Below are 25,922 nucleotides of genomic sequence, written 5' to 3' on the forward strand. Positions count from 1 at the left end.
GTTGAACCGAGTCCGTTCCGGCGCAGAATCCGCATTGCGCACCGAGTCCGTGCGCGCTTTCAAGTCACCCACGCCGGCCTCGCGCGTCTGGGCGCGCTTTCGGCAGCAGCGGCTCGGCTACTGGAGCCTGATCGTGTTTCTCGTCGCGTTCGCGGCGAGCCTTGCCGGTCCTCTCTGGAGCAACGACAAGCCGCTCGTCGTGCGCTACGACGCTCACCTGTATTTCCCGCTTTTCAAGGAATATCCCGAGACGACGTTCGGCGGCGATTTCCCGACGCCCGCCGATTATCTCGATCCGTATATCCGCCATCGTTTCGACGCGCCGGGCAACTTCGCGATCTATCCGCCGAATCCGTACTACTACGACACGCTCAACTACTTCTCGAAAGTGCCGAATCCGGCGCCGCCTTCGCGGCAGAACTGGCTCGGCACCGACGCGAGCGGCCGCGATCTTTTCGCGCGGCTGCTCTACGGTTTTCGCGTCTCGGTGGAGTTCGCGCTCGTGCTGACCGCGATCGGCACGATCATCGGCGTGCTCGCGGGCGCCGTGCAGGGGTACTTCGGCGGCAAGGTCGACATTTTCGGGCAGCGGCTCATCGAAATCTGGAGCGCGATGCCCGAGCTGTATCTGCTCATCATCTTCGCGTCGATTTTCGAGCCGGGTTTCATCCTGCTGATCATTTTGTTGTCGCTCTTCGGCTGGATCGGACTCTCCGACTACGTGCGCGCCGAATTCCTGCGCAACCGCAATCAGGATTACGTGCTCGCCGCGCGTGCGATGGGTCTCTCGAACTGGCAGATCATCTGGCGCCACGTGCTGCCCAATAGCCTTACGCCGGTCATCACGTTCCTGCCGTTTCGCATGAGCGGCTCGATCCTCGCGCTCACCAGCCTCGATTTTCTCGGCCTCGGCGTGCCGCCGCCGACGCCGAGTCTCGGCGAACTGCTTGCGCAGGGCAAGGGCAATCTGGACGCGTGGTGGATTTCGATGTCGACGTTCGGCGTGCTGGTCGTGACGCTGCTGCTGCTCACGTTCATGGGCGATGCGCTGCGCAATGCACTCGATACGCGCATCTCCGATGCGATGAAGGCCGGAGGCAACCAGTGAGCGCGCCTGGGCAGGAATCCGGCACGCCGCTGCTCGCAATCGAGGGCCTGAGCGTACGGTTTAACGACACGGTCGCCGTCGACGACATCGCGTTCGAGATCGGACGTGATCAACGCGTGGCGCTGGTCGGCGAATCGGGCTCGGGCAAGACGGTGACGGCGCTCGCGATCCTTCGGCTGCTGCGCGACGCGCAGGTGACGGGGTCGATCCGTTTCGACGGCGAAGATCTGCTCGTGAAGAGCGAGCGCGCGATGCGCGGGCTGCGCGGCAGCGACATTGCGATGATCTTCCAGGAGCCGATGTCGGCGCTCAATCCGCTCTATACGATCGGCGAACAGATCGCCGAGACGATCGTGCTGCACGACGGCGTGACGAAGAAGGAGGCTTACGGGCGCGCGGCCGGGTTGCTTGAACGCACGGGCATTCCGGAGCCGCGCAGGCGCATTTTCGACTACCCGCACCAGTTGTCGGGCGGCCAGCGCCAGCGCGTGATGATCGCGATGGCGCTCGCGTGCCGGCCGCGCCTCTTGCTCGCGGACGAACCGACCACGGCGCTCGACGTGACGATTCGCGGCCAGATCGTTGAGCTGCTGCTCGAACTGCAGCGCGAAGAAGCCAAGAAACCCGGCGGGGGCATGTCGGTGCTGCTCATCACGCACGATCTGAACCTCGTGCGCCGCTTTGCGCAGCGTGTCGCGGTGATGGAGCGCGGCAAGCTCGTGGAGGTCGGCACCGTCGAACAGATTTTCGAAGCGCCGCAACATCCGTACACGCAGCGGCTGATCGCGAGCCGGCCGGAGCGCAACGTCGTGCCCGTGCTGCCCATCGCGCCGGTGCTGCTGGAGGCGAGGGGCGTCGTCGTGGACTTCCCGACCCGATTGCCCGGCTTCAAGGGCTGGTGGCACAAGGGACGCTTTCGGGCCGTGAACGACGCGACCGTTTCGGTGCGGCAGGGCGAGACGCTCGGCATCGTCGGCGAGTCCGGATCCGGCAAGTCGACCCTGGCGATGGCAATGTTGGGCCTGCAACGAACTGCCGCAGGTCAGATCGAGTTCCAGGGCAAACCGCTCAAAAGTTATCTGGGGCGCGAAAAACTTTCGTTGCGCTCGCATCTGCAGGTCGTCTTTCAGGATCCATTCAGTTCGCTTTCGCCGCGGCAGACCATCGAGCGCATCGTCGGCGAAGGGCTCGCGCTGCATCGGCCCGATCTCGGCAGCGAGGAGCGCCGCAAACGCATCGTTGCAACGTTGCGCGAAGTCGGGCTCGACCGCACGGCTTTGCAACGCTATCCGCACGAATTCTCGGGCGGGCAGCGCCAGCGCATCGCCATCGCCCGCACGCTTGTGCTCGAGCCGCGCGTGATCGTGCTCGATGAGCCGACCAGCGCGCTCGACGTTTCGATTCAGCAACAGGTGTTGCGATTGTTGACGGATTTGCAACGCAAATACAACCTCGGCTATGTTTTCATCAGCCACGATCTCGAGGTGATCGGTGCGATGGCGCACCGGGTCGCGGTGATGCAAAACGGGGCGATCGTGGAGGCAGGGGACGTCGATCGGATCTTCGACGAGCCGGCGCATCCTTACACGCGAAAATTATTGAAAGCTGCGCTGTCGCGATGACGAAGGCGCAGAAACCTGCGCCAATGATGTGGTTATTGCGATTGTTTTTTTCTATTTGTTTTGACACGCAAATACTTACTGGCTAGTATCGTCCAGAGTTTTTTTCTAACCCCCTGTTTCGCGGGCACTTTCTACCGAACAATGCAGTACCGATACTTGACCCAGGCTTGTGCGCGCGTCGTCGCCGGGATGTTCATCGGCATACTGGTAGCCGCGGCGCCCGGCGCCTTCGCCGACGAAGTAAGCAGCTCTACCCAGGATGTCTCCGGTTCGCACAGCATTGCGGCGAACGCCCAGGCTACGCAATCCCTTCCCACTGAACAGGCGACCCCGGCTTCGGCTGGCAGCGGCGCCCGATCGTTCCTCTCCGGCATGGCCGGCAAGGCCGGCGACGTCGTTGTGGGCGCACTGAACATGATCGGCGTCCGTTATCGCTGGGGTGGCAGCACTCCGGATTCGGGCCTCGACTGCAGCGGCTTCGTGCGCTATGTGTTCCAGGACACGCTCGGCATGTCGCTGCCGCGCCGCGCGGAAGAGATGAGCCGTGTTGGCGAGAAAGTCAGCATGCGAAATCTCAAGCCGGGCGATCTCGTGTTCTTCAACACGATGCGCCGCACCTTCTCGCACGTCGGCATCTATATCGGCGACAACAAGTTCGTGCATTCGCCGTCCACCGGCAGCACGATCCGTGTCGACGATCTTGACGACGGCTATTGGGAAAAGCGCTTTACCGGCGCCCGCCGCATCGAAGCGTCGTTTACGCCGCAACAGCAGCAGGACCTCCGGCAGCGTGTGAGCGTTCAGCTCAGCGGCAGTTCTGGCGGCAATTAAGCGCGGCAACTAAGCGCGACGACGCGCAACCAGGCGGTCCGGGTTCTCGAAAAGCCTGCTTCATCTGAAGCAGGCTTTTTGCGTTGGCGCGGGCCGCAGCCCGCGTTCTCTCAGGCAAACGAGGCGTGGACGGCCGCCAGCTTGCGCTCCAGCTCCGGCATCATCCTCGCGACGGCCTCCTCACCGGCGAGGATGGCCGCGTTGCGCTGGCCAAAATCGCTGCCCGACATCGCGTTCAGGGCCGGACGAATCACCAGGTCCGCGTATTTCTCAAGTTCGTAGTTCTTGATCGACTGGCCCATAATTGTGAAGGTCTGCATCAGCACGTCGAACTGACTGACCGTAGCGGCCGTTTCCGGGCGCGCAGAGATATCGACCGCGATCACGAAGTCGGCGCCCATCTTGCGCGCGAACGAAGCCGGCACGGGACTCACGAGGCCGCCGTCGACATATTCGTGGCCGCCGATCTTTACCGGCTCGAAAATCGACGGCAGGCTGCACGACGCACGCACCGCCGTGCCGGTATTGCCGCGCTGGAACAGGATCGCCTCGCCGCTGTGCAGATCGGTGGCGACGATGCCGAGCGGCTTCGCCATCTTTTCGATCGGGCGGTTGCGCAGGGTCGTGTTCAGGTAATTCTGCAGGGCGACGCCGTGCAGGAAGCCGCGCGTGCTGAACGGCATGGCCCAGTCGCTGATCGACGCTTCGTCCATCTGCAGCGCGAGCTTGTTGAGGGCGAAACCATTCATGCCCGAGGCGTAGAGCGCCGCGACCACCGAGCCCGCGCTCGTACCCGACACCACATCGACGTGGATATTGCGCGCTTCCAGCGCCTTGATCACACCGATATGCGCAAAGCCGCGCGCAGCGCCGCCGCCGAGCGCGAGGCCGACGCGGACCGGGCGAGCCGGCCTCGCGATGGGCGGCGGGGCGGTCGTCTCGCTGACGGGCGGTGCGACTTTGGCGGTTTCGGTGACTGCGGTCGTGCAGGCTGCGAGGACAGTGGACGCTGCCGCGAGCGTAAAGCTGCGGCGGCTCAAAGAGGGCGATGACGGCTTCAAACGGGTTCTCCAACCGGCGCCGGACGGGCTGTCGTGGGGCGCGCAATCACAGGATCACACCCGGATCACACGCCGCGAACGGTCCGTGGGCCGCAATCTGGTCGCGTGGGCAGCGCCTGGCGTTCCCCGCGGCGCCGGGCGATGGATACGGCGCGCCGACATCATAAGGCAAAGCCGCGCCGGTTTTCAAAAAGCGCTTGTAACGCGTTGTGTCGGCGCGGGTTTGGGTTCACGGGGCGGCCATGCATCGGCGCATGCGTCGGCACATGCATCGACACATGCGTCGGCACATGCGTCGGCACATACATCGGCACATACATCGGCCCAGGATGCGCGCACGGTCGCGAAGCGCGGGACGATGCGCGGCAAAGCGGCCCGTGCCCCATTCGCCGGGCGCGTGCGCGGCCCGAGGCCGGGCCGAAGGTGCCTGCGGCGGGTATAATCCGGTCTCGAATTTTCCCGGTTCTTCGTTCGCAGGCGTGTCGCGTTGGGTCGCGCCGCGCCGTTGGCGAACCCCGCCGACCGTCGCCGACCGCAGTCGCGCGGCCGTACCGTCTCCGAGTAATTGCACATGACCACGACTCCTGTCCGTACCCGCTTCGCGCCGAGCCCGACCGGCTTCATCCACCTCGGCAACATCCGCTCCGCGCTCTATCCGTGGGCGTTCGCGCGCCACAACAAGGGCGTATTCGTGCTGCGGATCGAGGACACCGATGTCGAGCGGTCGACGTCCGAAGCGGTCGACGCGATCATCGAAGGCATGGCGTGGCTTGGTCTCGATATCGACGAAGGCCCGTTCTACCAGATGCAGCGCATGGACCGTTACCGCGAAGTGCTCGCGCAGATGGCCGAGCAGGGCCTCGTGTACCCGTGCTACATGTCGACGGAAGAACTGGACGCGCTGCGCGAGCGCCAGCGCGCCGCGGGTGAAAAGCCGCGCTACGACGGCACGTGGCGTCCCGAGCCGGGCAAGGTCCTGCCGGTGCCGCCGGAGGGCGTGAAGCCGGTGCTGCGCTTCCGTAACCCGCTGTCGGGCGTCGTCGCGTGGGACGATGCCGTGAAGGGCCGCGTCGAGATTTCGAACGAGGAACTCGACGACCTCGTGATCGCGCGCCCGGACGGCACGCCGACGTACAACTTCTGCGTCGTGGTCGACGACCTCGACATGAAGATCACGCACGTGATCCGCGGCGACGACCATGTGAACAACACGCCGCGCCAGATCAACATCCTGCGTGCGCTCGGCGCAGAGCCGCCGGTCTACGCGCACCTGCCGACCGTGCTCAACGAGCAGGGCGAGAAGATGAGCAAGCGCCACGGCGCGATGAGCGTGATGGGCTATCGCGATTCGGGCTATCTGCCGGAAGCGGTGCTGAACTATCTCGCGCGGCTTGGCTGGTCGCACGGCGACGCCGAAGTGTTTTCGCGCGACCAGTTTGTCGAGTGGTTCGATCTCGAGCACCTCGGCAAGTCGCCTGCGCAATACGACCAGAACAAGCTCGACTGGCTCAACAACCACTACCTGAAGGAAGCCGATAGCGCGCGTGTCGCGCAACTCGCGAAGCCGTTCTTCGAGGCGCTCGGCATCGACGATGCATCGCTCGCGCAGGGTCCGTTGCTCGAAGGCGCGATTGCGCTGCTGAAGGATCGCGCGAATACGATCAAGGAGATCGCCGAGAGCGCGCAGATGTTCTATCGCGAGCCGCAGCCCGAAGCCGAGGCGCTCGCGCAGCACGTCACGGACGCCGTGCGTCCGGCGCTCGCCGACCTTGCTGGTGCATTCAGGGCGGCTGAGTGGACGAAGGAGGGCATTTCGGCTGCGATGAAGGCGACGCTCGCCGCTCACAAGCTGAAGATGCCGCAACTGGCGATGCCGGTGCGCCTGTTCGTGGTGGGCACGACGCACACGCCCGGCATCGATGCGGTGCTCTCGCTCTTCACCCGTGATGTGGTGGTGAGTCGCATCGAGCAGGGTCTCGCGAAATCGGCTTGATCTTTTTTCAAGATTTTCTGCGCCGGCACTAGCGCCGGCGCAGGAGTTCTTGTAGTATTCGGGCTCCGTTGAAAACGGAGCGTGAACAGGCTCAATGAGCAAGTTGCAAAGTTCACGACGGAGTGGCTGGATCGGCGAAGTTTCAAGAACGAAAGTTTCAAGAACGTTGCCGGAAACGATCCAAAAGCTCTTTACAAAAGCGAAATTGCTCCTTATAATCTCGCTTCTGTTCTGCAAGGGGGTATAGCTCAGCTGGGAGAGCGCTTGCATGGCATGCAAGAGGTCAGCGGTTCGATCCCGCTTACCTCCACCAACAGAGCAGAGTAAGAATTTCTCCGCGAAAGCGGATGTGAAGAAAAAAATCTTCACATAATGCGGTAAAGAAGTTAGAATCTTGTTTTTCGCTGTTGAGTAGATTAAATAGCGGAATGCGGGAAAATGGCAGCAAAGCGCAGTAAAGTGTAGCAAGGCATTATCTGAAAAGATCATGTCCCCTTCGTCTAGAGGCCTAGGACATCACCCTTTCACGGTGAGTACAGGGGTTCGAATCCCCTAGGGGACGCCAGACATAGGCGTCGTCGATGAGATCGATGAAGCAGCAGGTGGGAATCAGTTGACACCCATCTGCGTATGTCGAACTGGAGCGGTAGTTCAGTTGGTTAGAATACCGGCCTGTCACGCCGGGGGTCGCGGGTTCGAGTCCCGTCCGCTCCGCCAGATGAAGCCCGTTCAGGCTATAACTTGAGCGGGCTTTTTAGTTGAAGCAGTAAGGGCGAAAGCCCGTGTTGTCCCCTTCGTCTAGAGGCCTAGGACATCACCCTTTCACGGTGAGTACAGGGGTTCGAATCCCCTAGGGGACGCCAAAGACAACAGCGGCGCCATCGCAGCACGGCGACGCAGCCAGCGGGAATCGACCGACGCCCGCCGGTAGCAGCAGCACTGGAGCGGTAGTTCAGTTGGTTAGAATACCGGCCTGTCACGCCGGGGGTCGCGGGTTCGAGTCCCGTCCGCTCCGCCAGACGAACGAAGCCCACTGGAGTTTTCCAGTGGGCTTTTTTCATTTGGACTGCCGTTTTCCTTTTGTCTGGCCATACGGACAATCTGTCATTGCCGGCGTGCGCGCGGTATCGTAGCGTAATCGAGATTTAACCCGGCGAGATTTAACCCAGCGAGCTTCAACCTGGCGTACCGCTTGCATCCCATGTTCGCACCGAACGACATCCCATCGCGTTTCCAGTTGCGCCAGGCCTCCATGGACGACTTCGAGTTCGCCGAGGCGCTCACGCGCAACAACATGGGTGGCTACTATCGGCGGCACCATCTCATCTGGCGCGGCGATCTGTTTCTTGCGAGCTACCGCGAATCGGAGAACTTCATTCTCGAACTCGATGGCCAGGCGATCGGCGTGCTGCGCATCACCGAAGAGGGCGACTCGCTGCATATTCGCGACGTGCAGATCGCCGAGGGCTACCGCGGCCACGGCGCTGGCACTTTCCTGCTCGACATGTCGCATCGCTGGGCGCGTGAGCGCGGGCTGCGCGAATTGCAGTTGCGCGTGTTCATCGATAACCCCGCTGCGCGGCTCTATCAGCGCATGGGCTATCGCGTGGCAGGACCCAGGCTCGCGAGGCTCGGCTCCATACGGCACATGACACGGCCGGTCTGAGCGCGCGGCCATCCACACGGTTCGATTGCGGCTTGAGACGTAGGATCGACGTTGCGTTCAGTCGCTGCATCGATAAGTTATGCGATGTCTATTCGTCCGTTGCGCCGGACGCATCGCTAGCGGCGTCCCTCGCATCGCGCAACACCGAGTCTTCAGTGCCTTCTTCCGCGCGATCACCCGTGCCGCGCGCGATGAACGCACGCGGACTCTCCCCGAAAGCACGCCGGAACATCGCCGAAAACGCACTCTGGCTCTGGTAGCCGAGTTCCTGCGCGACAATCGCCATCGGCCGTCCCTGATTGAGCAGTGGAATTGCTCGCGCGAGAATGGCCTGCTGTCGCCATTGAGAAAAACTCACGCCGAGTTCCTGCCGGAAGAGGCGCGCGATTGTGCGCGTGCTCGCACCGACCTGAGCGGCCCAATATTCGAGCGAACCTGGCCCGGCCGGGTCGGCGAGCAGCGCCTCGCACAGCGAGCGCAGGCGCTTTTCCTCGGGCATCGGCACCGCGAGCGGCAACGGTGCGGAGCGCGTGATCTCGTCGAGTGCGAGCGCGCCGAGCAGCCGTTCACGTGCGGGTGCGATGCGGCGTTCGTCGATGGCGGCGATCGTTTCGCGCAGGAGCCCCGAGACTTCGACCACGCGGCATGCGTCGAGTCCAGACGGAACCACCGATTCGTCGACATAGAGCGTGCGCAGGAAGGCATCCTCGACGATTACCACTTCATGCGTCACGTAAGGCGGAACCCAGATTGCGCGCGACGGCGGCACCATCCACGTCGTGCCGGGCGTCATCATGCGCAGCACGCCGCGCGATGCATACGCGAGCTGCGCCCACGCGTGGGTGTGCTGCGAGATCCGTACACCGGCTGCCATCGGACGCGAGCGTACACGCACGGGATGCGCGGACGTGGGCTCGAACTCCGGGGGAATATCGGCGAATTCCGCACGCGGGTCGGCGCGTGGGTCGGCGTGCGGACTGGCGTGCGGGTTGGCGTGCAGCGGCGGTTGCAAGGGCATGGTGAAAGACACGCGCACAGGTGCGCGTCATGTGAACGGCTCGCGCTCATTTTAGGTGCAATCCGGCTGCAAGCGCACGGGTGCACGGTCGGCGATGACATGCGATGGCCGTTCGACAGAGGTGTTTGCACCGTCTAATGGGCAGGCATAATACGGACGATTCGCCTTATCCGAACGTATCCGAATTTACCGAACGTATCCGAATGGAGACACCATGAATATCGCTACTGCCGACCTCTGCGACGCACACGAAGACCGGCTCGCTGCCGGCACGCTGCACGTACTCGATCCCGTTTTCCGCTGGTTTGGCCGCTTGCCGTCCTTTAGCGGTCCGGCGTTCACGCTGAAGGTCTTCGAAGACAATTCGCTCGTGCGTGCGACGCTGGAGACGCCGGGCGCGGGCCGCGTGCTCGTCGTCGACGGCGGCGGCAGCCTGCGTTGCGCGCTGGTGGGCGGCAAGCTCGGGGAACTGGTGCAGAACAATGGCTGGGCGGGCATCGTGGTCAACGGCTGCGTGCGCGATACGCTCGAACTGAATGCGCTTGATGTGGGCATTGTCGCGCTCGCGACGCATCCGCAGCGCAGCTTCCGGCGCGGTGTCGGTGAACGTGAAGTGACGGTGCGCATGCCGGGTGCGGCTGTGCGCACGGGCGACTGGATATACGCCGATATCGACGGCGTGCTCGTCTCGCACGAACGGCTCGATGCGGCCTGAGGGGCAACCTGAAGGCCGACCTGAAGGCCGGCCTGAGCGTCAGATGCGCTAACGCGCCAAAAAACACGAAGGCCCGGCAAAAATCCGCCGGGCCTTTTTTCCGCCGGGATCGCGCGTGGCGATCAGCCGGTCATCAGATTTCTTCGTAGAGCGGCAGCGTCAGGAATTCGACGAAATTCTCCGACGTCGACATCTGCTCGAAGATCTGCGCCGCGCGCTCGTACGGCTTCGTGTCGCCGCCCACCACGGCCTTCACCTTGTCCAGCTCCTGCGGGATCAGGTCGCGCACGAGTTCGGCCGTGACCTTGCGGCCGTCTTCGAGCTTGCCCTTCGGCGAGCGGATCCATTGCCACACCTGCGAGCGCGAGATTTCCGCGGTCGCGGCGTCTTCCATGAGGTTGTGGATCGGCACGCAGCCATTGCCCGCGAGCCACGAACCGAGGTAGTGGATGCCGACGTTGATGTTGCCGCGCAGGCCCGCCTCGGTGATCGGCGCTTCCGGGCGGAAGTCGAGCAGATCCTTGCCCGCGATGGTCACATCGGCGCGCTGCTTCGCGATCTGGTTCGGCTTATCGCCGAGCACCTTCACGAACTCTTCCATCGCGATCGGCACGAGGCCCGGGTGCGCGACCCAGCCGCCGTCGTAGCCGTCGGTGGCATCGCGCGCCTTGTCCGAGCGCACGCCGGCCATCGCCTTGTCGTTCGCAGCCGCGTCGTTCTTGATCGGGATGAGCGCGCTCATGCCGCCGATTGCCGGTGCGTTGCGGCGGTGGCAGGTCTTGAGCAGTTCGAGTGCGTAGGCGCGCATGAACGGCACCGTCATCGTGATCTGCGCGCGGTCCGCGAGGCAGAAGTCCTTGTCGTTCTTGAACTTCTTGATTGCCGAGAAGATGTAGTCCCAGCGGCCCGCATTGAGGCCGGAGCTATGCTCGCGCAGCTCATACAGGATTTCGTCCATCTCGAACGCCGCGAGAATCGTCTCGACGAGCACGGTTGCGCGAATCGTGCCGTGCGCGATGCCCACGGCTTCCTGCGCGGCGACGAAGATGTCGTTCCACAGACGCGCTTCGAGGTGGCTTTCCATCTTCGGCAGATAGAAATACGGGCCGCTGCCGCGCGCGATCAGTTCCTGCGCGTTGTGGAACAGATAGAGCGCGAAGTCGAAGATGCCGCCCGACACGCGCTGCCCGTCGACCGTGACGTGCTTCTCGTCGAGGTGCCAGCCGCGCGGGCGCACGATCAGCGTCGCCACCTTGTCGTTGAGCTTGTACGACTTGCCGTTCTGCTCCAGCGAAATCGTGCGGCGCACCGCGTCCTTGAGGTTGATCTGACCGGTGATCTGGTTGTCCCAGTTCGGCGCGTTCGAATCCTCGAAGTCGGTCATGTAGGCATCGGCGCCCGAGTTCAGCGCGTTGATGATCATCTTGCGCTCGACCGGGCCCGTGATTTCCACGCGGCGGCATTCCAGATCCTTCGGCAGAGCCGCGACTTTCCAGTCGGCCTCGCGGATGGCCTTCGTCTGCGCGAGGAAATCGGGGCGCTCGCCCGCGTCGAGACGCTTCGTGCGCTCCGCGCGCGCCTTCAGCAGTTCCTGCCTGCGCGGCTCGAATGCGCGGTGCAGCTTCGCGACGAGTTCCAGCGCCGCGGGCGTGAGAATCGTTTCGAAGCCGGGCTTGATATCAGCCGAAATCTGCATGCCTTGCGGCAGTTGCAACGTGTTAGCCATATTTGCTCCTTGGTCGGTCGGTTTATGAATGCTTGTGTTTTGTGCGCGTCGTCTGGCAGGGCAGGAAGGTCATGCGCCCGGTCGGGGGCGTGCCGGGGTCCGTTCAGGCGGCGCTGCGGTGTCGAGAAAGGCGGCGAGGTCGTCCATGCCGCTTCCGGTGCCGTGCGGGGCGATGCCGAGTTCTTCGGCGGGCAGTCGCTGGCGGTTGATCCAGAACGTCGTGTAGCCGAACCAGCCTGCGCCTGCCGCGTCCCAGCCGTTCGACGAGACGAACACGATTTCGCCTGGCGCTGTGCCGAACGCCGTCGTGCCGAGCGCGTAGGCCGCGGCTGCGGGTTTGTAGGCGCGTACGGGATCGACGGAAAGCACGTGGTCGAAGAGCCCGTTCATGCCCGCGCTTTTCACCGCGACGTCGAGCATGGACGGATTGCCGTTCGAGAGAATCGCGAGGCCGGGGCGCGAGCCGTCTTCACGCGGCGCGCGCAGGCGGCGCAGGACGGGCAGCACGTCGGGGAACGCGGAAAGGCACGCGTATTCGTCCATCAGGCGTTTTTCGTCCGCGCCGGTCAACGCAAGATTCAGGCGGTGCGCCGCATAGCGCAGCGCGTCGAGCGTCACGTCCCAGAACGGGCGATAGCGTGCGCCAGCCGGATCGGACAACGTGCGCAACTGCGTGTATTCGATTTGCTTGAGACGCCAAAGCTGTGAGAGCGCGTCGCCACGGCCGGGGAACATCTGCTCGGCGGCGGCGACGACCGAGTGCACGTCGAACAGCGTGCCGTACGCGTCGAAAATTACGGCTGTCGGGAATCGGGTTGCGCTTTTTGCGGCGGATTGCGCGGCGCTTTGTGCAAATGAAGCAGGCATCGTCGGATCCTCCATCGTCAGTGGGCGTTCTGAATTGTATTGACGCGCCCTATCTCTGAAAAAGGGCGCGCCGATCACTTGATCTTTTACTTTTACCCACTTAATCTGGCCATTCGCACGGTCTTTACCACCCGATTCGTTCACATATTCACTTCTCGTTGCCCGCCGATGGACCGCTTCAAGCAGATCGAAACTTTTGCCGCGGTCGCGGCAAAGGGCAGCCTCTCCGCTGCCGCGCAAGCCGAAGGGGTCGCGCCCGCCATCATCGGTCGCCGTATCGATGCGCTCGAGGAGCGGCTCGGCGTCAAGCTGCTCGTGCGCACGACGCGCCGTATCACGCTGACGTTCGAAGGCGCCGCGTTCCTTGAGGACTGCCAGCGCATCATCAACGACATGCAAAACGCCGAAGCGAGCGTTTCGGCGGGGCGCGTGAAGGCGAGCGGGCACGTGCGCGTGTCGGCGCCGGCGGGCTTCGGACGGCGTCACGTCGCACCGCTCGTGCCGGCGTTCACGAGCGCGCATCCCGACGTCTCGATCACGCTCGATCTCTCCGATCGCCTGGTCGATCTCGTCAACGAGGGTTTCGATTGCGCCGTGCGCCTCGGCGAGCTGCCCGACTCGTCGCTCGTTTCGCTCAAGCTCGGCGAGAACCGCCGCGTGTGCGTCGCTTCGCCGGATTACCTCGCGCGCCGCGGTGCGCCCGAAACGCTCGCCGATCTCGCGCACCACAACTGTCTCGCGCTCGGTGCGAGCGGCGCGAACCAGCAGCGCGGCTGGACGTTTCAGCAAGAGGGGAAGGTGGTGTCGATACGCGTGACGGGCACGATGGAATGCACGGACGGCGCGGTGCTGCACGAATGGTGTCTCGACGGCCACGGACTGGCGTGGCGCTCGTGGTGGGAAGTCGGTGAGGACATCGCGGCGGGGCGGCTCGTTGCCGTGCTCGATGCGTTCGCCGCGCCGCCCGTCGGCATCCATGCCGTGTTTCCGCAGCGTCGGCATCTGCCGTTGCGTGTGCGCCTCTTTCTCGATCTTCTCAAGCATACGTACGGTCATCCGCGGTACTGGGGCGGGGAGTGACGGCTTCGTTCGAGCGCCCACATGCGCGTTTCCGATATGCGTGGAGACCCGCATGTGCGCCTTGCGCCTGTTTTTAGCGCACTACAATCGATCTGACGGGATCCGGATGCGGAATGCCAGGATCGCCGCGACTGGCCGCTGTGCACAACGGAGGGCGCCATGTTCAAGCACATTCTCGTTCCTACCGACGGTTCGGATCTGTCGAAGCAGGCGGTCGACGGCGCGATCGACCTGGCGCGCACCGTTGGGGCACGAGTCACGGCCTACGCGTGTCTGCCGCAATATCCGTATGCACCGTACGCGGACGTCGTGATCGAGCAACCCGGCGATTTCCAGACCCGCGCCGAGCGGGAGGCGCGCGCGCATCTTGAGGAAATCGAGAACACGGCGCGTAGCGCGGGTGTCGTCTGCGAAAGCCGTACGAGTGTTCATCCGTCACCGTATCTCGGCATCATCGAAGCGGCCGAAGCGGGCGGCTGCGACGTGATCTTCATGGCGTCGCACGGACGCCGCGGACTCGGCAGCCTGTTGATCGGCAGCGAGACGCAGCGCGTGCTCACGCATACAAAAATTCCGGTGATCGTTTACCGCTGAGAACGCAAACCACGCGACAGACCCAGCTGCGGCGCGTCACAACCGCCACAGTCGTCACAACCGCCACAGCCGGCGCATGGGCACATACATACAGCCGGTGCCCATGCGCCTTCCGTGGTGCTGCCCTGGTTGGGCTTCATTTGCTGGCGAGACCCGGTGCCGCGTGCCCGGCCGGTTGCCGGGCCGTGCGGCGGGCCGGATCGTGTCCGGCAGTGCCTGGCCTCGTTCTGCCCCCTGATTGGCTCGCCCTGTCGTGGAAGCCTTGTGTCGCAGTATTTGGCGCGCCGGACTGCTGCCGCAGCCGGCGCGCCCCGCCAGGGTCACGCGTACCGGCTGCGGCACCGCCCGGCGGTGCCTTTGCTGCAGGTGGTCTTACGCCACCTTCTTGTCGAAGAATTGCTCGTCTTCCGTCGAACCGTGCAGGGCGGTCGTCGACGCTTCGCGCTCGACCGTCTGCGTCACGGCGTCGAAGTAGCCCGTGCCGACTTCGCGCTGGTGCTTCACGGCGGTGAAGCCCTTTTCGGCGGCGGCGAACTCGGCCTGCTGGAGTTCGACGAACGCGCTCATGTTCTGGCGCGCATAGCCGTGTGCGAGGTTGAACATCGAGTAGTTGAGCGAGTGGAAGCCCGCGAGCGTGATGAACTGGAATTTGTAGCCCATCGCGCCGAGTTCGCGCTGGAACTTCGCGATCGTTGCGTCGTCGAGGTTCTTCTTCCAGTTGAACGACGGCGAGCAGTTGTACGCAAGCAGCTTGCCGGGGAACTGCTGGTGGATCGCTTCCGCGAATTTCTTGGCGAACTCGAGGTCCGGCTTGCCGGTTTCGCACCAGATCATGTCGGCGTACGGCGCGTAGGCGAGACCGCGTGCGATCGACTGTTCGAGGCCGTTGCGCGTGCGGAAGAAACCTTCCACCGTGCGCTCGCCCGTGAGGAACGGCTTGTCGTTGTCGTCGATGTCGGAGGTGACGAGGTCGGCGGCTTCCGCGTCGGTGCGGGCGAGCAGCACGGTCGGCACGCCGCAGACGTCGGCAGCGAGGCGCGCGGCGGTCAGCTTGGCAACGGCTTCACGCGACGGCACGAGCACCTTGCCGCCCATGTGGCCGCACTTCTTCACCGAAGCGAGCTGGTCTTCGAAGTGCACGCCCGCGGCGCCCGCGTCGATCATGGCCTTCATCAGTTCGAATGCGTTCAGCACGCCGCCGAAGCCGGCTTCAGCGTCCGCGACGATCGGCTGGAAGAAGTCGACGTAACCTTCGTCGCCCGGGTTCTTGCCTTCGGACCACTGGATCTGGTCGGCGCGCGTGAGCGTGTTGTTGATGCGCTTCACGACTTGCGGCACCGAGTTGGCGGGGTAGAGCGACTGGTCCGGGTACATTTCGCCGGCGAGATTGGCGTCGCCCGCGACCTGCCAGCCCGACAGATAGATCGCCTTGAGACCGGCCTTCACCTGCTGCATGGCCTGGTTGCCGGTCAGTGCGCCGAGCGAGTTGATGAACGGCTCGGTGTTCACGCCCTTCCACAGCTTTTGCGCGCCTTGCTTGGCGAGCGTGTGCTCAGGCTGGACCGAGCCGCGCAGACGCACCACGTCATCGGCGGTGTAGTTGCGCTTGATGCCTTTCCAGCGCGGATCGGTATCCCATTCCTGTTGGAGTTGCTTCGCTTGTTCCTGACGGGTCGACATGGTGTGCTCCTTCGTTTGCCTGATAGGTAAGACCGGATGAAATCGGTGACTTCGCAAAATGAGGTACTTCTCTCGCGCTTCCGTGCGTTTCGTTTCGTGAAGTCTTATATAAGAGTCTAGGCAAATCGATATGGGGGCGACAGATGTCCTTGCGGGTTTTTTGATGTTTTTTAATTCAATTAAATCAATTGGTTATTTGCATAATTTCGTAATAAGGGATGCGATTTCCCATCTTGCAATGAATTGCTTTGTGCCACGCAGCACAATTTTTTACGAAGCAAAAAATTTTTTCATATCGTGAAACCGTGATGGAGGCAAAAAAAGACCGGTGACGAGGCACCGGTCTTCGATGTGCAGCTTCGGAAGCAGGCCGGAAATCCCGCCTTGCTCCCGCAAGAAACAGCGCTTAGCTGTCGCGACGTGCGCCGCGCGGGCCGTCGTTGCGGCGGGCGCTGTAGCCCTCGCGCGAGCGGCCGTAGCCTTCGCCGCGCGGCTGGCCGTAGCCGCGGCCGTTGCCGTTGCTGTTGCCGCCTTCGCCGCGTGAAGCGCCGTAGCCTTCGCGGGATCCGTTGCCGCCGTCACGCTGGCCGTAACCGCCGTCACGCGACTGGCCGCTGTAGCCGCCACGCGAGCCTTCGGACTTGCCTTGCCAGCCGCCGCCGTTGCCGCCATTGCCGCTACGGTTGCCGTAGCCGCCCGGCTTGCCGCTGCCGAAGCGTCGGCCGCCGTTGCCATTGCCGCCAGGACGGCCGCGGCCGCCGAAGCCGCGATTCGCGGGCGGTGCCTTGCGCGGCTCGAAACCCTCGACCACGTTGACCGGCAGCGTCGAACGCACGAAGCGCTCGATGCGCTTGAGCGCGCCTTGCTCGGCGTGATGCACGAGGCTCACCGCGACGCCCGAGCGGCCCGCGCGACCCGTGCGGCCGATACGGTGCACGTAGTCTTCGGCGAACTTCGGCAGGTCGTAGTTGAAGACGTGCGTGATGCCCGGAATGTCGATGCCGCGCGCCGCGACGTCGGTCGCGACGAGCACGCGCACGCGGCGCTCGCGCAGCGAGCGGATCGTGCGGTTGCGGGCGCCTTGCGGCAGGTCGCCGTGCAGCGCGGCGGATTCGAAACCGGCGTCGGCGAGACGGCCGGCCAGCTGGTCCGCGTCCATCTTGGTCGCCGTGAACACGATGGCCTGGTCGAGGCTCTCGTCGCGCAGCAGATGGTCGAGCAGGCGATCCTTGTGATCGCGGTCGTCGACGTAATGCACGGTTTGCGCGATGTTCGAGTTCGCCTCGATCTTGTGCGTGATTTCGATACGCTCCGGATCCTTCAGCAGGCGGCCGGTGAGCGAGCCGATCTTGCCGTCGAGCGTGGCCGAGAACAGCATGGTCTGGCGCGACTCAGGCGTGGCGGCGACGATCGACTCGATGTCTTCGATGAAGCCCATGTCGAGCATGCGGTCGGCTTCGTCGAGGACGAGCATCTTGAGTTCCGACAGGTCGATGCGGCCGCGCTCGAGGTGGTCGAGCAGACGGCCCGGCGTCGCGACGAGAATCTCGGGGTTCTTGGCGAGCAGCATCAGCTGCTGGCCGTAGGCTACGCCGCCGAGGATGCTGACCGTGCGCAGGCGGCGCAGATGCTTGCCGTAGGTCGACGCAGCGGTGGTCACCTGCATGGCGAGTTCGCGCGTCGGCGTGAGGACGAGAAGGCCCGGGCGCGCGACCGGCTGCGGGCGGCGCTGGCGGCGATCGCCTTGCTCGCCCTGCGGACGCGGCTCGCGCGGCTGTGCGGCCTGCGCCTTCTGGATCTGCGCGAAGCGCTCGATCGCGGGCAGCATGAAGGCCGCGGTCTTGCCCGAACCGGTCGGGCTCGAGACCATCAGGTCGCGCCCGGCGATGGCAGCAGGAATGGCGCGCTGCTGCACGGGAGTCGGCGACTTGTAGCCCGCTGCGGTCAGCGCCGAGACGATCTCCGGCGACAGGCCGAGCGACACGAAGGTCGGGCCTTCGGGCACTTCGGGTGTATCGGTGGCTTGCGCGGCAGCTTGTGCTTGTGCCGCGGTTTGCGCCGATGCATCGGCAGCGTCACCGAGACCGAGGGCAATGCCTGCGATCGCGTCGAGGGGGCTTGGGGTAATGCTCGAAGTCATGAAAATCCTTGGGAATACAGGAAATAGAACGTCGGCGCCAATCGGCATACCCAAGTCGTCGGATTTTGCGAACAAATCGAAAAACGGGGGCAATCCACCACATACGGTGGATTTTCGTTAGAAGCTGTTTCGGATGCGGCGCACCGATATTGGCTTGCCGCCAGCCTGATACATGACGGCCCGAAGGGCCAAGGCAGGAGGGGACAGGTTCTAAACTGGATTGGAGCTTAACGCTGCGAGGCGCCTTGCTGGCCCGCCCAGCTCTGGCTGGGTGGCCGGAACGCGGCGCGACGCGAATTATATCCGGATTTGTTGCGCTGCGCCAGAGCGAGTTGCCGGTGAGGGATTGCGACGCGCTGCGGACGGTGGCGGACGCATCTGCCAGCCGCTCGGGCCGCGATCCATGGCCACCGCGATGGCCATGGCGCAGCGCCTGCCCGGGTGCCTAGCTTGCGTCGCCGCTCTTGAGCGATTCGACCAGCTCGACGTATTGCTGCTTCGCTGCGTCCTGGGCCGTGCCCTTGAGGGCGGCCCAGGCTTCGTACTTGTACTTGCCGACGATGTCGGTGAAACCCGGCTTGTCGCCGTGGACGTCGCCTTTGGTAGCCTGCTTGTAGAGCGCATAGAGGCGCAACAGCGTCAGGTTGCCCGGCCGTTCGGGCAACTGCTGCACTTCTTCATGGGCTTTCTCGAACAGCGCATTTACATCACTCATTGTTTTTCCTCTACGGGTTTAATCGGAAACAGCGCAGAAACAGCGCTGAAACAGGCGCCGATGGTAGCAGCGCGCTCCACATCTGTCTGGAGCGATTCCTCCAGAACCGGGCCGGCGACGCACGCACCATGTCCCGCATGGGAGAGCGCGGGGTGTCGCATTACAATGGCGGTCATGAACGACACCGTGCTGCTTGCCCTCGATACGTCGACCGAATTCTGCTCGGTCGCTCTTCTTCGCGCCACCGCCGCCTCCGGCGGTGCGTCCGTTACCGAACCGTACGCCGAAGTGGCCGTGTGGGTGCGCCACGAGGCCACCGGCGCCGTGTCCAGCACGCGTCTGCTGCCGGCCATCGGCGAGCTGCTCGCCGAAGCCGGGCTGACGCTCGCGGACTGCGACGCTATCGCCTTCGGCGCAGGGCCGGGCTCGTTCACGGGGCTGCGCACAGCAACGGGCGTCGCGCAGGGACTCGCGTTCGGGCTCGATATTCCGGTGGTGCCGGTCGGCACGCTGCTCGTTTGCGCCGAAAGCGCGCGGCTGCGCGATGCCTCCGCGACGCACGTGCTGGCCGCGCTCGACGCCCGTATGGACGAGGCCTATTGGGCCGAGTACGAGTGGGACGCGGCGGCGCGCGACTGGCGTATTGTGCGTCCCGCGTCGCTCGACGCGCCGGAGCGCATCATAGCGCCCGAGGCTCCCTTCACGCTGGCGGGCAATGCCGCCGCGGCGTTCGGCACACGGCTCGCGGCCTCTCATGCGGCCCGCGTGATCGACGCCGAGGCGCTGCCGCACGCGCTGCCGCTCGCGCATGCCGCGCTGCGCGCGTTCCGCGCGGGCCGCACGCTGCGCGCCGACCAGGCGGCGCCCGAGTACGTGCGCAACAAGGTCGCCCAGACCACGGCGGAGCGGCTGGCCGCGAAGGCCGGGCGCGCCGCCCCGGACGCGCCGTCGGCGTCCGCCACAGAGGACGGGCGATGAGCGGCGTGTTGATGACCGACCGCTATCTGTCGCAGATGACCGAGAGCGACCTCGACGAGGTCGCTGCCATCGAGCGGGTCGCATACGAGTTTCCGTGGTCGCGCGGCAACTTCCAGGATTCGCTGCGCAACGGCTATTACGGCATCTGCATGCGCCACATGACGGGCACGCTGCTCGGCTACTGCGTGCTGATGCCGGTGGTCGACGAGATGCATCTGCTGAACCTGTGCGTCGCGCCCGCGGCACAGGGCGCGGGCGCCGGGCTCGCGCTGTTGCGCGAAGCGGTGCGGATTGCGGGAGCGCAGCGGCTCGAAGGGCTGCTGCTGGAAGTGCGGCCATCGAATCATCGCGCGATCCGGCTGTACGAGCAGTTCGGTTTCGTCACGATCGGCCGGCGCAAGAACTACTATCCGGCCCGGCATCACAGCCGCGAGGATGCGATCGTGATGCGTTTTTCTTTTGCAGGGGAGGGCGCGGATGGCGCTCAATGAGTTCGCGCTGGACGAACTGGGCCTCACGCCGCGCTGGGTGAGCAAAGGCACGCAGGCGTCGCGTGTCGCCGCAACGGCAACGGTCGAGGCGGCCGGTGCAGGCGAGCAGGATGCGCCGGTTGCTCTCGGCGCGGGCGCTACCGCCGTGGCTGATGCTGTCGCCACGCCAGCCGCGCAGGCTGACGTGCGCCAGCAATCCGTGCAAGCAGCACGACCCGCACGTTTGGACGACCTTCCGGCGCGTGCTGCGCGTGCGGATGCTGTCGAAACGATCGACGATGCGGCGTCTGCCGCGCCGTCTGCCGCGCCGTCGGCCGAAGCGGCCACCCGTGCAACGGCCGTCCCGGTTGCGTCCGATGAACCGCCGCCACTGACCGAAGAAGATTTCGCCTGGTTCGACGCCGTACCCGCGCCGCCCGGCGCGCATGGCGACGAGCCTCATTCGCGATCCGCAGCACCCCGAAACGATGTCGCGGCGCTCGACTGGGATGCGCTCGCCGAACGCGTCGAAGCCTGCACGCGCTGCCGTCTGTGCGAGAAGCGCACGAAGACGGTGTTCGGCGTAGGCGACCGCGAAGCCGACTGGATGCTGATCGGCGAAGCGCCCGGCGAGAACGAGGACCGTCAGGGCGAACCGTTTGTCGGCCAGGCCGGCAAGCTGCTCGACAACATGCTGCGCGCACTGTCGCTCGCCCGCGGCGAGAACGTCTACATCGCCAACGTCATCAAGTGCCGCCCGCCCGGCAACCGCAATCCCGAGCCCGATGAAGTCGCGCGCTGCGAACCCTACCTGCAGCGCCAGGTCGCGCTCGTGAAGCCGAAGATCATCGTCGCCCTGGGCCGTTTCGCCGCGCAGAGCCTGCTCAAGAGCGAGGCCAGCATCGCATCGCTTCGCGGCCGCGTGCACGAATACGAGGGCGTGCCTGTGATCGTCACCTATCACCCCGCTTACCTGCTGCGCAGCCTGCACGACAAGTCGAAGGCGTGGGCCGATCTCTGCCTCGCGCGTGATATCTGGCGCAAGGCGGACGGCGGCGAAAAATGACCGCCACCCAGCCCGCGGACGCATCCGGCGCCGATGTCGCCGGGCGTCTCGACGGGCTGACCGATCCTGCCGTGCGCAATCTCGCGTGGTTGCTCTTCAGCGCGGATCTGTTGAGCGCACAACCACCCCGGGCGCCGCTCGCCGAGCCGTGGAGCCAACCCGCCGAGGCGCATGCCGCCGCGCAATGGCTCATCCAGCTTGATCGCGATCCCGAGCCGCTGCATGCGGTGCTCGACAGCAGCCGGCCGAAGCGACTTGGCCGCTACGCCGAGATCTTGCTTGGCTGGTTCCTCGAACACGGCCCCGCCGCGCGGCTCGTGGCGGCCAACGTGCCGTTGCGGCGCGCGGGCCACACGCTCGGCGAATGCGATTTTCTTGTTGAAACGCGCGATGGCCAGCGTCTGCACTGGGAACTGGCCGTGAAGTGCTACCTGCATTGCGGGGATGCGCACGCAACGCTCGCGGACTTCGTCGGGCCCGGTTTGCGCGACCGGCTGGATCGCAAACGCACCCATCTGATCGATCATCAGCTTCGGCTCAGCGAGCGGGAGGAATTCGTCTCGCTCGGATTTCCTGGGCCGTGGATCGCGCAGATGTTCGTGAAGGGCTGGCTGTTCTATCCGGCAGGAGCAAGCGCACCAGCAGCCGTGAACGATCCGCCTGCGCTCGCGCGAGGCCATGCACGCGGCTGGTGGGTCACACGCGCGGAATGGCCTGCTTTCGCCGCACAGCAGGGTGCCGACGGCTGGAGCGCATTGCCGCGCATGGCGTGGCTCGCGCCGCGCCGGATCGCAGGCGGTGAGCGCGAATCGTCGAGCGGAATGGCTGCGGCGGAGCGCATACAGACTGAGCTATCGCTGCGCGCCGGGAGTAGCGGGGAAGGGTTGGTTGATGTGCCGGGCACGTTCGCCGATCAAATGTCGGTTGCCGCCCCAGTCGATCCCGAAACGTTGCGCGCGCATCTGCCGCGCCCCGACGAGCCGGCGATGGTGGCGGCCTTCGTCGCCGACGCGGCAAACGGCTACATCGAGCAGTCGCGCGGCTTCATCGTCCCCGACGACTGGCCCGCGCACGCCCGGGCCTTTGCGCGCGAATAGCGCCGCGCGCGAACGCTCACCACCAGCGATAGAAGTGATGCACGGGCCCGACGCCATGGCCGACGTCGAGGCGATCGCTCGCTTCGAGCGCGCCGGTGAGGTACTGCTTGGCGTCGCTGACGGCTTCGGCAAGCGTTGCCCGCTGCGGCCACAGTGCCGCGATAGACGACGACAGCGTGCAGCCCGTGCCGTGCGTATTGGCGACCGGCACCCGCTTTGCGCCAAGACGCAGCGTGCCGCTGGCTTCGACGAGCCAGTCCGGGCTGTCGCCGCTACTGAGATGGCCGCCTTTCATCAGCACGGCCCGCGCGCCGAGTGCGCGCAGCGCTTCGCCTTGCTCGACCATCGCGGCTTCGTCGGCGGCGGGCGCAACGCCGAGCAACGCTGCGGCCTCCGGCAGATTCGGCGTGACGACGCCCGCGAGCGGCAGCAATTCCTCGCGCAGCGCGGCGACGGCTTCCGGCGCGAGCAACGCGTGATTGCTCTTCGAAATCATCACCGTGTCGAGCACGATGCGCGCCGGCTTGTGACGGCGCAGCGCGTCGGCGACGGCACGTACGATCGCCGCGTTCGCGAGCATGCCGATCTTCACGGCGTCGATGCGGATATCGTCGAATACCGCGTCGAGCTGCGCCGTGACGAAGGCGGGATCCGGTGTGTGGATGGCCGTGACGCCGCGCGTGTTCTGCGCGGTGAGCGCGGTGATGACGCTCGCGCCGTAGGCGCCGAGTGCCGAGAATGCCTTGAGGTCGGCCTGGATGCCCGCGCCGCCGCCCGAATCCGAGCCGGCGATGGTGAGGACGTTCGAAATGGATGAAGTCATGGCAGCTTGAAGGACGGGCGCTCGCACCAGGACGTGCGCACGAGGCGCGCACGCGAAGGCAATAACGGGATCAATGGCGGTGATTTTCGCCGATCAGCGCGATGGAGTCGAACGCGCGCTGATTGGCCTGATGGCGGCGCATCACGAGCCACATCATGAGGCAGACGAAGGTGCCGAACAGCACGATGACGACGGTGACGGGCACGTCGAGCCAGACGAGCACGGCATAGAGGCACAGCATGATGAGCACCGAGAGGTTCTCGTTGAAATTCTGCACGGCGATGGAGTGGCCGGCGGAGAGCAGCACGTGGCCGCGATGCTGGAGCAGCGCGTTCATCGGTACGACGAAGAAGCCGGAGAGCCCGCCGATGAAAATCAGGAACAGGTAGGCGAACGAGAGGTATCCGCTCACATGCATGTGGCCGAGGCGCATGCCCCAGTGCGGCGGAAAGAGATCGCGCGTGTAGAACGCGAGCATCATGACGGCCAGTCCCATCACGATGCCGACCGGCAGCACTGACAGCGACTTCTTGAGCGGCACGCGTGCGGCGGCAATGATGGCCCCGGCCGCGACGCCCACTGCTACGACGGCCTGAAGGATCGCGCCCTCGGAGAGCGACATGCCGAGCGAAACCTCGGCCCACTTGAGCACGATGAACTGCAGCGTGGCGCCCGCGCCCCAGAACAGCGTCGTGACGGCGAGCGAGATCTGGCCGAGCTTGTCGCGCCACAGAATCAGGAAGCAGTCGGCGAAATCGGCCACGAGGCGCACGGGCCCGCGTTGCTGGCGCGGGTAGCGTGCGCCGGTATCGGGAATGCGCAGATTGAAAAGGGCGGCGACGACGTAGATGGCCATGATGACGAGCATCGCGGCTTGAGCGGGCGTGTGGACCGATGCGGGCGTATGGTGGAGCACGTGCAACGCGATATGCGGGCTGATGAGCGCGCCGCCGAGGACGGTGCCGAGAATGATCGATCCGACAGTGGTGCCCTCGATCCAGCCGTTCGCGGCGACGAGCCGTTCAGGCGGCAACAGTTCGGTCAAGATGCCGTATTTCGCGGGCGAATAGGCCGCGGCCCCGAACCCCACGACGCCGTATGCGAATAGCGGGTGCGTGCCTGCGAGCATCATGGCGCAGCCCACGACCTTGATCGTATTCGTGATGAACATCACGCGGCCTTTGGGGCGCGAATCGGCGAAAGCGCCGACGAACGCGGCCAGAACAACGTAGGAAAGGACGAAGAACAGCTTGAGCAGCGGGGTCATCCAGCTCGGGGCGTGGAGATCTTTCAGCAGTGCAATTGCAGCGATCAGGAGCGCATTGTCGGCCAACGACGAAAAAAACTGCGCGGCCATGATGGTGTAAAAGCCTTTTTTCATCTGTTGCGATGCTGTCCTCGCTACGGTCCGTCCGCCCCGGACGGATGGGATGCATCCGGGCTTATTACGTTCGAAATGGGTTGTGCGCAGGGCTTTATATCATGAAAATAGGTGCATTCCGACTAGCAGATTCCTCGAGCGTCCTACAGATGGGACTTCCGGGCACTGGAAGTGCATCGTAAGCTCATGATTTGAAAGCGTCTTTACGAAAATTTCCCATGCCTCGCCCCCTCTCAGCCACGATTCATACCGCCGCACTCGCCAACAATCTCGCCGTCGCCCGCCGTTACGCGCCGAAGTCGAAAATCTGGGCCGTAGTCAAGGCCAACGCCTACGGGCACGGGCTCGCCCGCGTGTTCCCGGGCCTGCGGGCCACCGACGGCTTCGGACTGCTCGATCTCGAAGAAGCCGTGAAACTGCGCGAACTGGGCTGGGCGGGTCCGATCCTGCTGCTCGAAGGCTTCTTTCGTCCGACCGATATCGACGTGATCGACCGCTACAGCCTCACGACGGTCGTGCACTCCGACGAGCAGATGCGCATGCTCGAAATGGCGCGTCTATCGAAGCCGGTCAACGTGCAGCTGAAAATGAACAGCGGCATGAACCGGCTCGGCTATACGCCCGAAAAATATCGCGCGGCGTGGGAACGGGCGCGCGCCTGCCCCGGCATCGGTCAGATCACGCTGATGACGCACTTCTCCGACGCCGACACGCCGCGCGGCATCGCCGAGCAGATGGACACGTTCGAGCGCGGCGCGCAAGGCATCGCCGGCGTGCGCAGCCTCTCCAATTCGGCCGCGACGCTCTGGTATCCGGCCGCGCACTTCGACTGGGTGCGGCCGGGCATCATCCTCTACGGCGCATCGCCGTCGGGCGTGGCGTCGGCGATCGAAGGTGTCGGACTGCAGCCCGCCATGACGTTCAGTGCCGAGATCATCGGCACGCAAACCATCGCCGAAGGCCAGACCATCGGTTATGGATCGACTTTTACGGCGCGCAAGCCAATGCGCATCGGCGTCGTCGCCTGCGGTTATGCGGACGGCTATCCGCGCAGCGCGCCCGAAGGCACGCCCGTGGTGGTCGAGGGCGTGCGCACGCGCGTCGTCGGGCGTGTGTCGATGGACATGCTCACGGTCGATCTCACCCCGGTGCCGCGTGCGGGAGTGGGCGCGCGTGTCGAGCTTTGGGGTGCGGCCCTGCCGATCGACGACGTCGCGCAGGCGTGCGGCACGATCGGCTACGAGCTGATGTGCGCCGTCGCACCGCGCGTGCCGGTACGGGCGGAATAAGC

Annotated in this window: 23 protein-coding genes and 5 tRNA genes; 18 read left to right on the forward strand and 10 right to left on the reverse strand. The window is 64.8% G+C overall.

The features are described 5' to 3' along the window. The first annotated feature begins 1 nt into the window (after position 1). The 3 genes from ACFPTO_RS02775 to ACFPTO_RS02785 all read left to right on the forward strand — a co-directional run bounded on the left by ACFPTO_RS02775 (position 2) and on the right by ACFPTO_RS02785 (position 3,561). Positions 2-1,108 carry an ABC transporter permease gene (locus tag ACFPTO_RS02775; RefSeq protein WP_377709292.1) on the forward strand — a complete coding sequence of 369 codons (1,107 nt, stop codon included), beginning with the start codon at positions 2-4 and terminating at the stop codon, positions 1,106-1,108. Next, positions 1,105-2,730, forward strand: coding sequence for an ABC transporter ATP-binding protein (locus tag ACFPTO_RS02780; RefSeq protein ID WP_377709294.1), 1,626 nt, complete (start codon positions 1,105-1,107; stop codon positions 2,728-2,730). Before ACFPTO_RS02775 ends, ACFPTO_RS02780 begins: the two co-directional genes overlap by 4 nt. A 141-nt stretch (positions 2,731-2,871) precedes the next feature. Next, positions 2,872-3,561: a C40 family peptidase gene (locus ACFPTO_RS02785; protein WP_377709296.1), complete on the forward strand. Its 690-nt coding sequence runs from the start codon at positions 2,872-2,874 to the stop codon at positions 3,559-3,561. Positions 3,562-3,671: 110 nt separating this feature from the next. Here ACFPTO_RS02785 and ACFPTO_RS02790 read toward each other — a convergent pair whose 3' ends face one another. Continuing rightward, the gene (locus ACFPTO_RS02790; protein WP_377709298.1) at positions 3,672-4,622 is read right to left on the reverse strand and encodes a patatin-like phospholipase family protein; all 951 of its coding nucleotides are present in this window, start codon (positions 4,620-4,622) and stop codon (positions 3,672-3,674) included. 571 nt (positions 4,623-5,193) lie between these two features. On the opposite strand from ACFPTO_RS02790, the gene gltX reads away from it, so the two are divergent. From gltX to ACFPTO_RS02825, 7 genes are all read left to right on the forward strand, one after another. Continuing rightward, positions 5,194-6,615, forward strand: a complete 1,422-nt coding sequence (gene gltX / locus ACFPTO_RS02795; protein WP_377709300.1) for a glutamate--tRNA ligase — start codon at positions 5,194-5,196, stop codon at positions 6,613-6,615. 237 nt (positions 6,616-6,852) lie between these two features. Beyond that, positions 6,853-6,928: transfer RNA gene (locus tag ACFPTO_RS02800), tRNA-Ala, on the forward strand. Positions 6,929-7,104: 176 nt separating this feature from the next. Beyond that, positions 7,105-7,180 (forward strand) — tRNA-Glu (locus ACFPTO_RS02805). A gap of 75 nt (positions 7,181-7,255) precedes the next feature. Beyond that, positions 7,256-7,332 (forward strand) — tRNA-Asp (locus ACFPTO_RS02810). Between the two features lie 70 nt (positions 7,333-7,402). Further along, positions 7,403-7,478: transfer RNA gene (locus tag ACFPTO_RS02815), tRNA-Glu, on the forward strand. A 78-nt stretch (positions 7,479-7,556) separates the two neighbouring features. Further along, a tRNA-Asp gene (locus tag ACFPTO_RS02820) sits at positions 7,557-7,633 on the forward strand. A gap of 183 nt (positions 7,634-7,816) precedes the next feature. After that, complete coding sequence (locus ACFPTO_RS02825) at positions 7,817-8,281, forward strand: GNAT family N-acetyltransferase (protein ID WP_377709302.1); 465 nt, start codon at positions 7,817-7,819, stop codon at positions 8,279-8,281. A gap of 88 nt (positions 8,282-8,369) precedes the next feature. On the opposite strand, the gene ACFPTO_RS02830 is transcribed toward ACFPTO_RS02825, so the two are convergent. Beyond that, entirely contained in the window at positions 8,370-9,299 is a 930-nt protein-coding gene (locus ACFPTO_RS02830; RefSeq protein WP_377709304.1) for an AraC family transcriptional regulator, read from the reverse strand. 214 nt (positions 9,300-9,513) lie between these two features. Between ACFPTO_RS02830 and rraA the strand changes: the two genes are divergently transcribed. After that, the gene (rraA, locus tag ACFPTO_RS02835) at positions 9,514-10,014 is read left to right on the forward strand and encodes a ribonuclease E activity regulator RraA (protein ID WP_377709306.1); all 501 of its coding nucleotides are present in this window, start codon (positions 9,514-9,516) and stop codon (positions 10,012-10,014) included. A gap of 133 nt (positions 10,015-10,147) precedes the next feature. Here the strand turns inward: rraA and aceB are convergent, their stop codons facing one another. Together aceB and ACFPTO_RS02845 are read right to left on the reverse strand one after the other, a co-directional pair. Continuing rightward, complete coding sequence (gene aceB / locus ACFPTO_RS02840) at positions 10,148-11,740, reverse strand: malate synthase A (RefSeq protein WP_377709308.1); 1,593 nt, start codon at positions 11,738-11,740, stop codon at positions 10,148-10,150. A 69-nt stretch (positions 11,741-11,809) separates the two neighbouring features. Further along, a complete protein-coding gene (locus ACFPTO_RS02845) occupies positions 11,810-12,607 on the reverse strand; it encodes a haloacid dehalogenase type II (RefSeq protein ID WP_377709309.1) in 798 nt (265 codons plus the stop codon). A 168-nt stretch (positions 12,608-12,775) separates the two neighbouring features. Between ACFPTO_RS02845 and ACFPTO_RS02850 the strand changes: the two genes are divergently transcribed. Together ACFPTO_RS02850 and ACFPTO_RS02855 are read left to right on the forward strand one after the other, a co-directional pair. Then, positions 12,776-13,687, forward strand: a complete 912-nt coding sequence (locus ACFPTO_RS02850) for a LysR family transcriptional regulator (RefSeq protein ID WP_377709311.1) — start codon at positions 12,776-12,778, stop codon at positions 13,685-13,687. Between the two features lie 159 nt (positions 13,688-13,846). Then, a complete protein-coding gene (locus tag ACFPTO_RS02855; protein ID WP_377709313.1) occupies positions 13,847-14,281 on the forward strand; it encodes a universal stress protein in 435 nt (144 codons plus the stop codon). A gap of 372 nt (positions 14,282-14,653) precedes the next feature. Here ACFPTO_RS02855 and aceA read toward each other — a convergent pair whose 3' ends face one another. From aceA to ACFPTO_RS02875, 4 genes are all read right to left on the reverse strand, one after another. Next, positions 14,654-15,961: an isocitrate lyase gene (gene aceA / locus ACFPTO_RS02860; RefSeq protein ID WP_377709315.1), complete on the reverse strand. Its 1,308-nt coding sequence runs from the start codon at positions 15,959-15,961 to the stop codon at positions 14,654-14,656. A gap of 406 nt (positions 15,962-16,367) precedes the next feature. Continuing rightward, positions 16,368-18,101 carry a DEAD/DEAH box helicase gene (locus tag ACFPTO_RS02865; protein ID WP_377709317.1) on the reverse strand — a complete coding sequence of 578 codons (1,734 nt, stop codon included), beginning with the start codon at positions 18,099-18,101 and terminating at the stop codon, positions 16,368-16,370. Positions 18,102-18,546: 445 nt separating this feature from the next. After that, positions 18,547-18,816 carry an acyl-CoA-binding protein gene (locus tag ACFPTO_RS02870; RefSeq protein WP_296654280.1) on the reverse strand — a complete coding sequence of 90 codons (270 nt, stop codon included), beginning with the start codon at positions 18,814-18,816 and terminating at the stop codon, positions 18,547-18,549. Further along, positions 18,813-18,992: a hypothetical protein gene (locus ACFPTO_RS02875; protein ID WP_377709318.1), complete on the reverse strand. Its 180-nt coding sequence runs from the start codon at positions 18,990-18,992 to the stop codon at positions 18,813-18,815. Before ACFPTO_RS02875 ends, ACFPTO_RS02870 begins: the two co-directional genes overlap by 4 nt. Between ACFPTO_RS02875 and tsaB the strand changes: the two genes are divergently transcribed. Genes tsaB through ACFPTO_RS02895 form a run of 4 tightly spaced genes read left to right on the forward strand, consistent with a single transcriptional unit; the run spans position 18,991 to position 22,427 of the window. Continuing rightward, on the forward strand, positions 18,991-19,794 hold the full coding sequence (gene tsaB, locus ACFPTO_RS02880; RefSeq protein WP_377709320.1) for a tRNA (adenosine(37)-N6)-threonylcarbamoyltransferase complex dimerization subunit type 1 TsaB: 804 nt from the start codon (positions 18,991-18,993) through the stop codon (positions 19,792-19,794). The genes ACFPTO_RS02875 and tsaB overlap by 2 nt on opposite strands. Continuing rightward, positions 19,791-20,285: a ribosomal protein S18-alanine N-acetyltransferase gene (gene rimI / locus ACFPTO_RS02885; protein ID WP_377709322.1), complete on the forward strand. Its 495-nt coding sequence runs from the start codon at positions 19,791-19,793 to the stop codon at positions 20,283-20,285. The genes tsaB and rimI overlap by 4 nt, the downstream gene beginning before the upstream one ends. Continuing rightward, on the forward strand, positions 20,272-21,330 hold the full coding sequence (locus ACFPTO_RS02890) for a uracil-DNA glycosylase (protein ID WP_377709323.1): 1,059 nt from the start codon (positions 20,272-20,274) through the stop codon (positions 21,328-21,330). Before rimI ends, ACFPTO_RS02890 begins: the two co-directional genes overlap by 14 nt. Next, positions 21,327-22,427, forward strand: coding sequence for a DUF1853 family protein (locus ACFPTO_RS02895; RefSeq protein WP_377709325.1), 1,101 nt, complete (start codon positions 21,327-21,329; stop codon positions 22,425-22,427). The genes ACFPTO_RS02890 and ACFPTO_RS02895 overlap by 4 nt, the downstream gene beginning before the upstream one ends. Positions 22,428-22,443: 16 nt before the next feature. On the opposite strand, the gene thiD is transcribed toward ACFPTO_RS02895, so the two are convergent. Then, on the reverse strand, positions 22,444-23,250 hold the full coding sequence (gene thiD / locus ACFPTO_RS02900) for a bifunctional hydroxymethylpyrimidine kinase/phosphomethylpyrimidine kinase (protein ID WP_377709327.1): 807 nt from the start codon (positions 23,248-23,250) through the stop codon (positions 22,444-22,446). A 70-nt stretch (positions 23,251-23,320) separates the two neighbouring features. Further along, a complete protein-coding gene (lplT, locus tag ACFPTO_RS02905) occupies positions 23,321-24,631 on the reverse strand; it encodes a lysophospholipid transporter LplT (protein WP_377709328.1) in 1,311 nt (436 codons plus the stop codon). A 218-nt stretch (positions 24,632-24,849) separates the two neighbouring features. On the opposite strand from lplT, the gene alr reads away from it, so the two are divergent. Next, positions 24,850-25,920 carry an alanine racemase gene (alr, locus tag ACFPTO_RS02910; RefSeq protein WP_377709329.1) on the forward strand — a complete coding sequence of 357 codons (1,071 nt, stop codon included), beginning with the start codon at positions 24,850-24,852 and terminating at the stop codon, positions 25,918-25,920. Positions 25,921-25,922: the final 2 nt, after the last annotated feature.

This window comes from Paraburkholderia denitrificans (assembly GCF_042655705.1).
In the GTDB taxonomy this organism is placed as follows: domain Bacteria; phylum Pseudomonadota; class Gammaproteobacteria; order Burkholderiales; family Burkholderiaceae; genus Paraburkholderia; species Paraburkholderia denitrificans.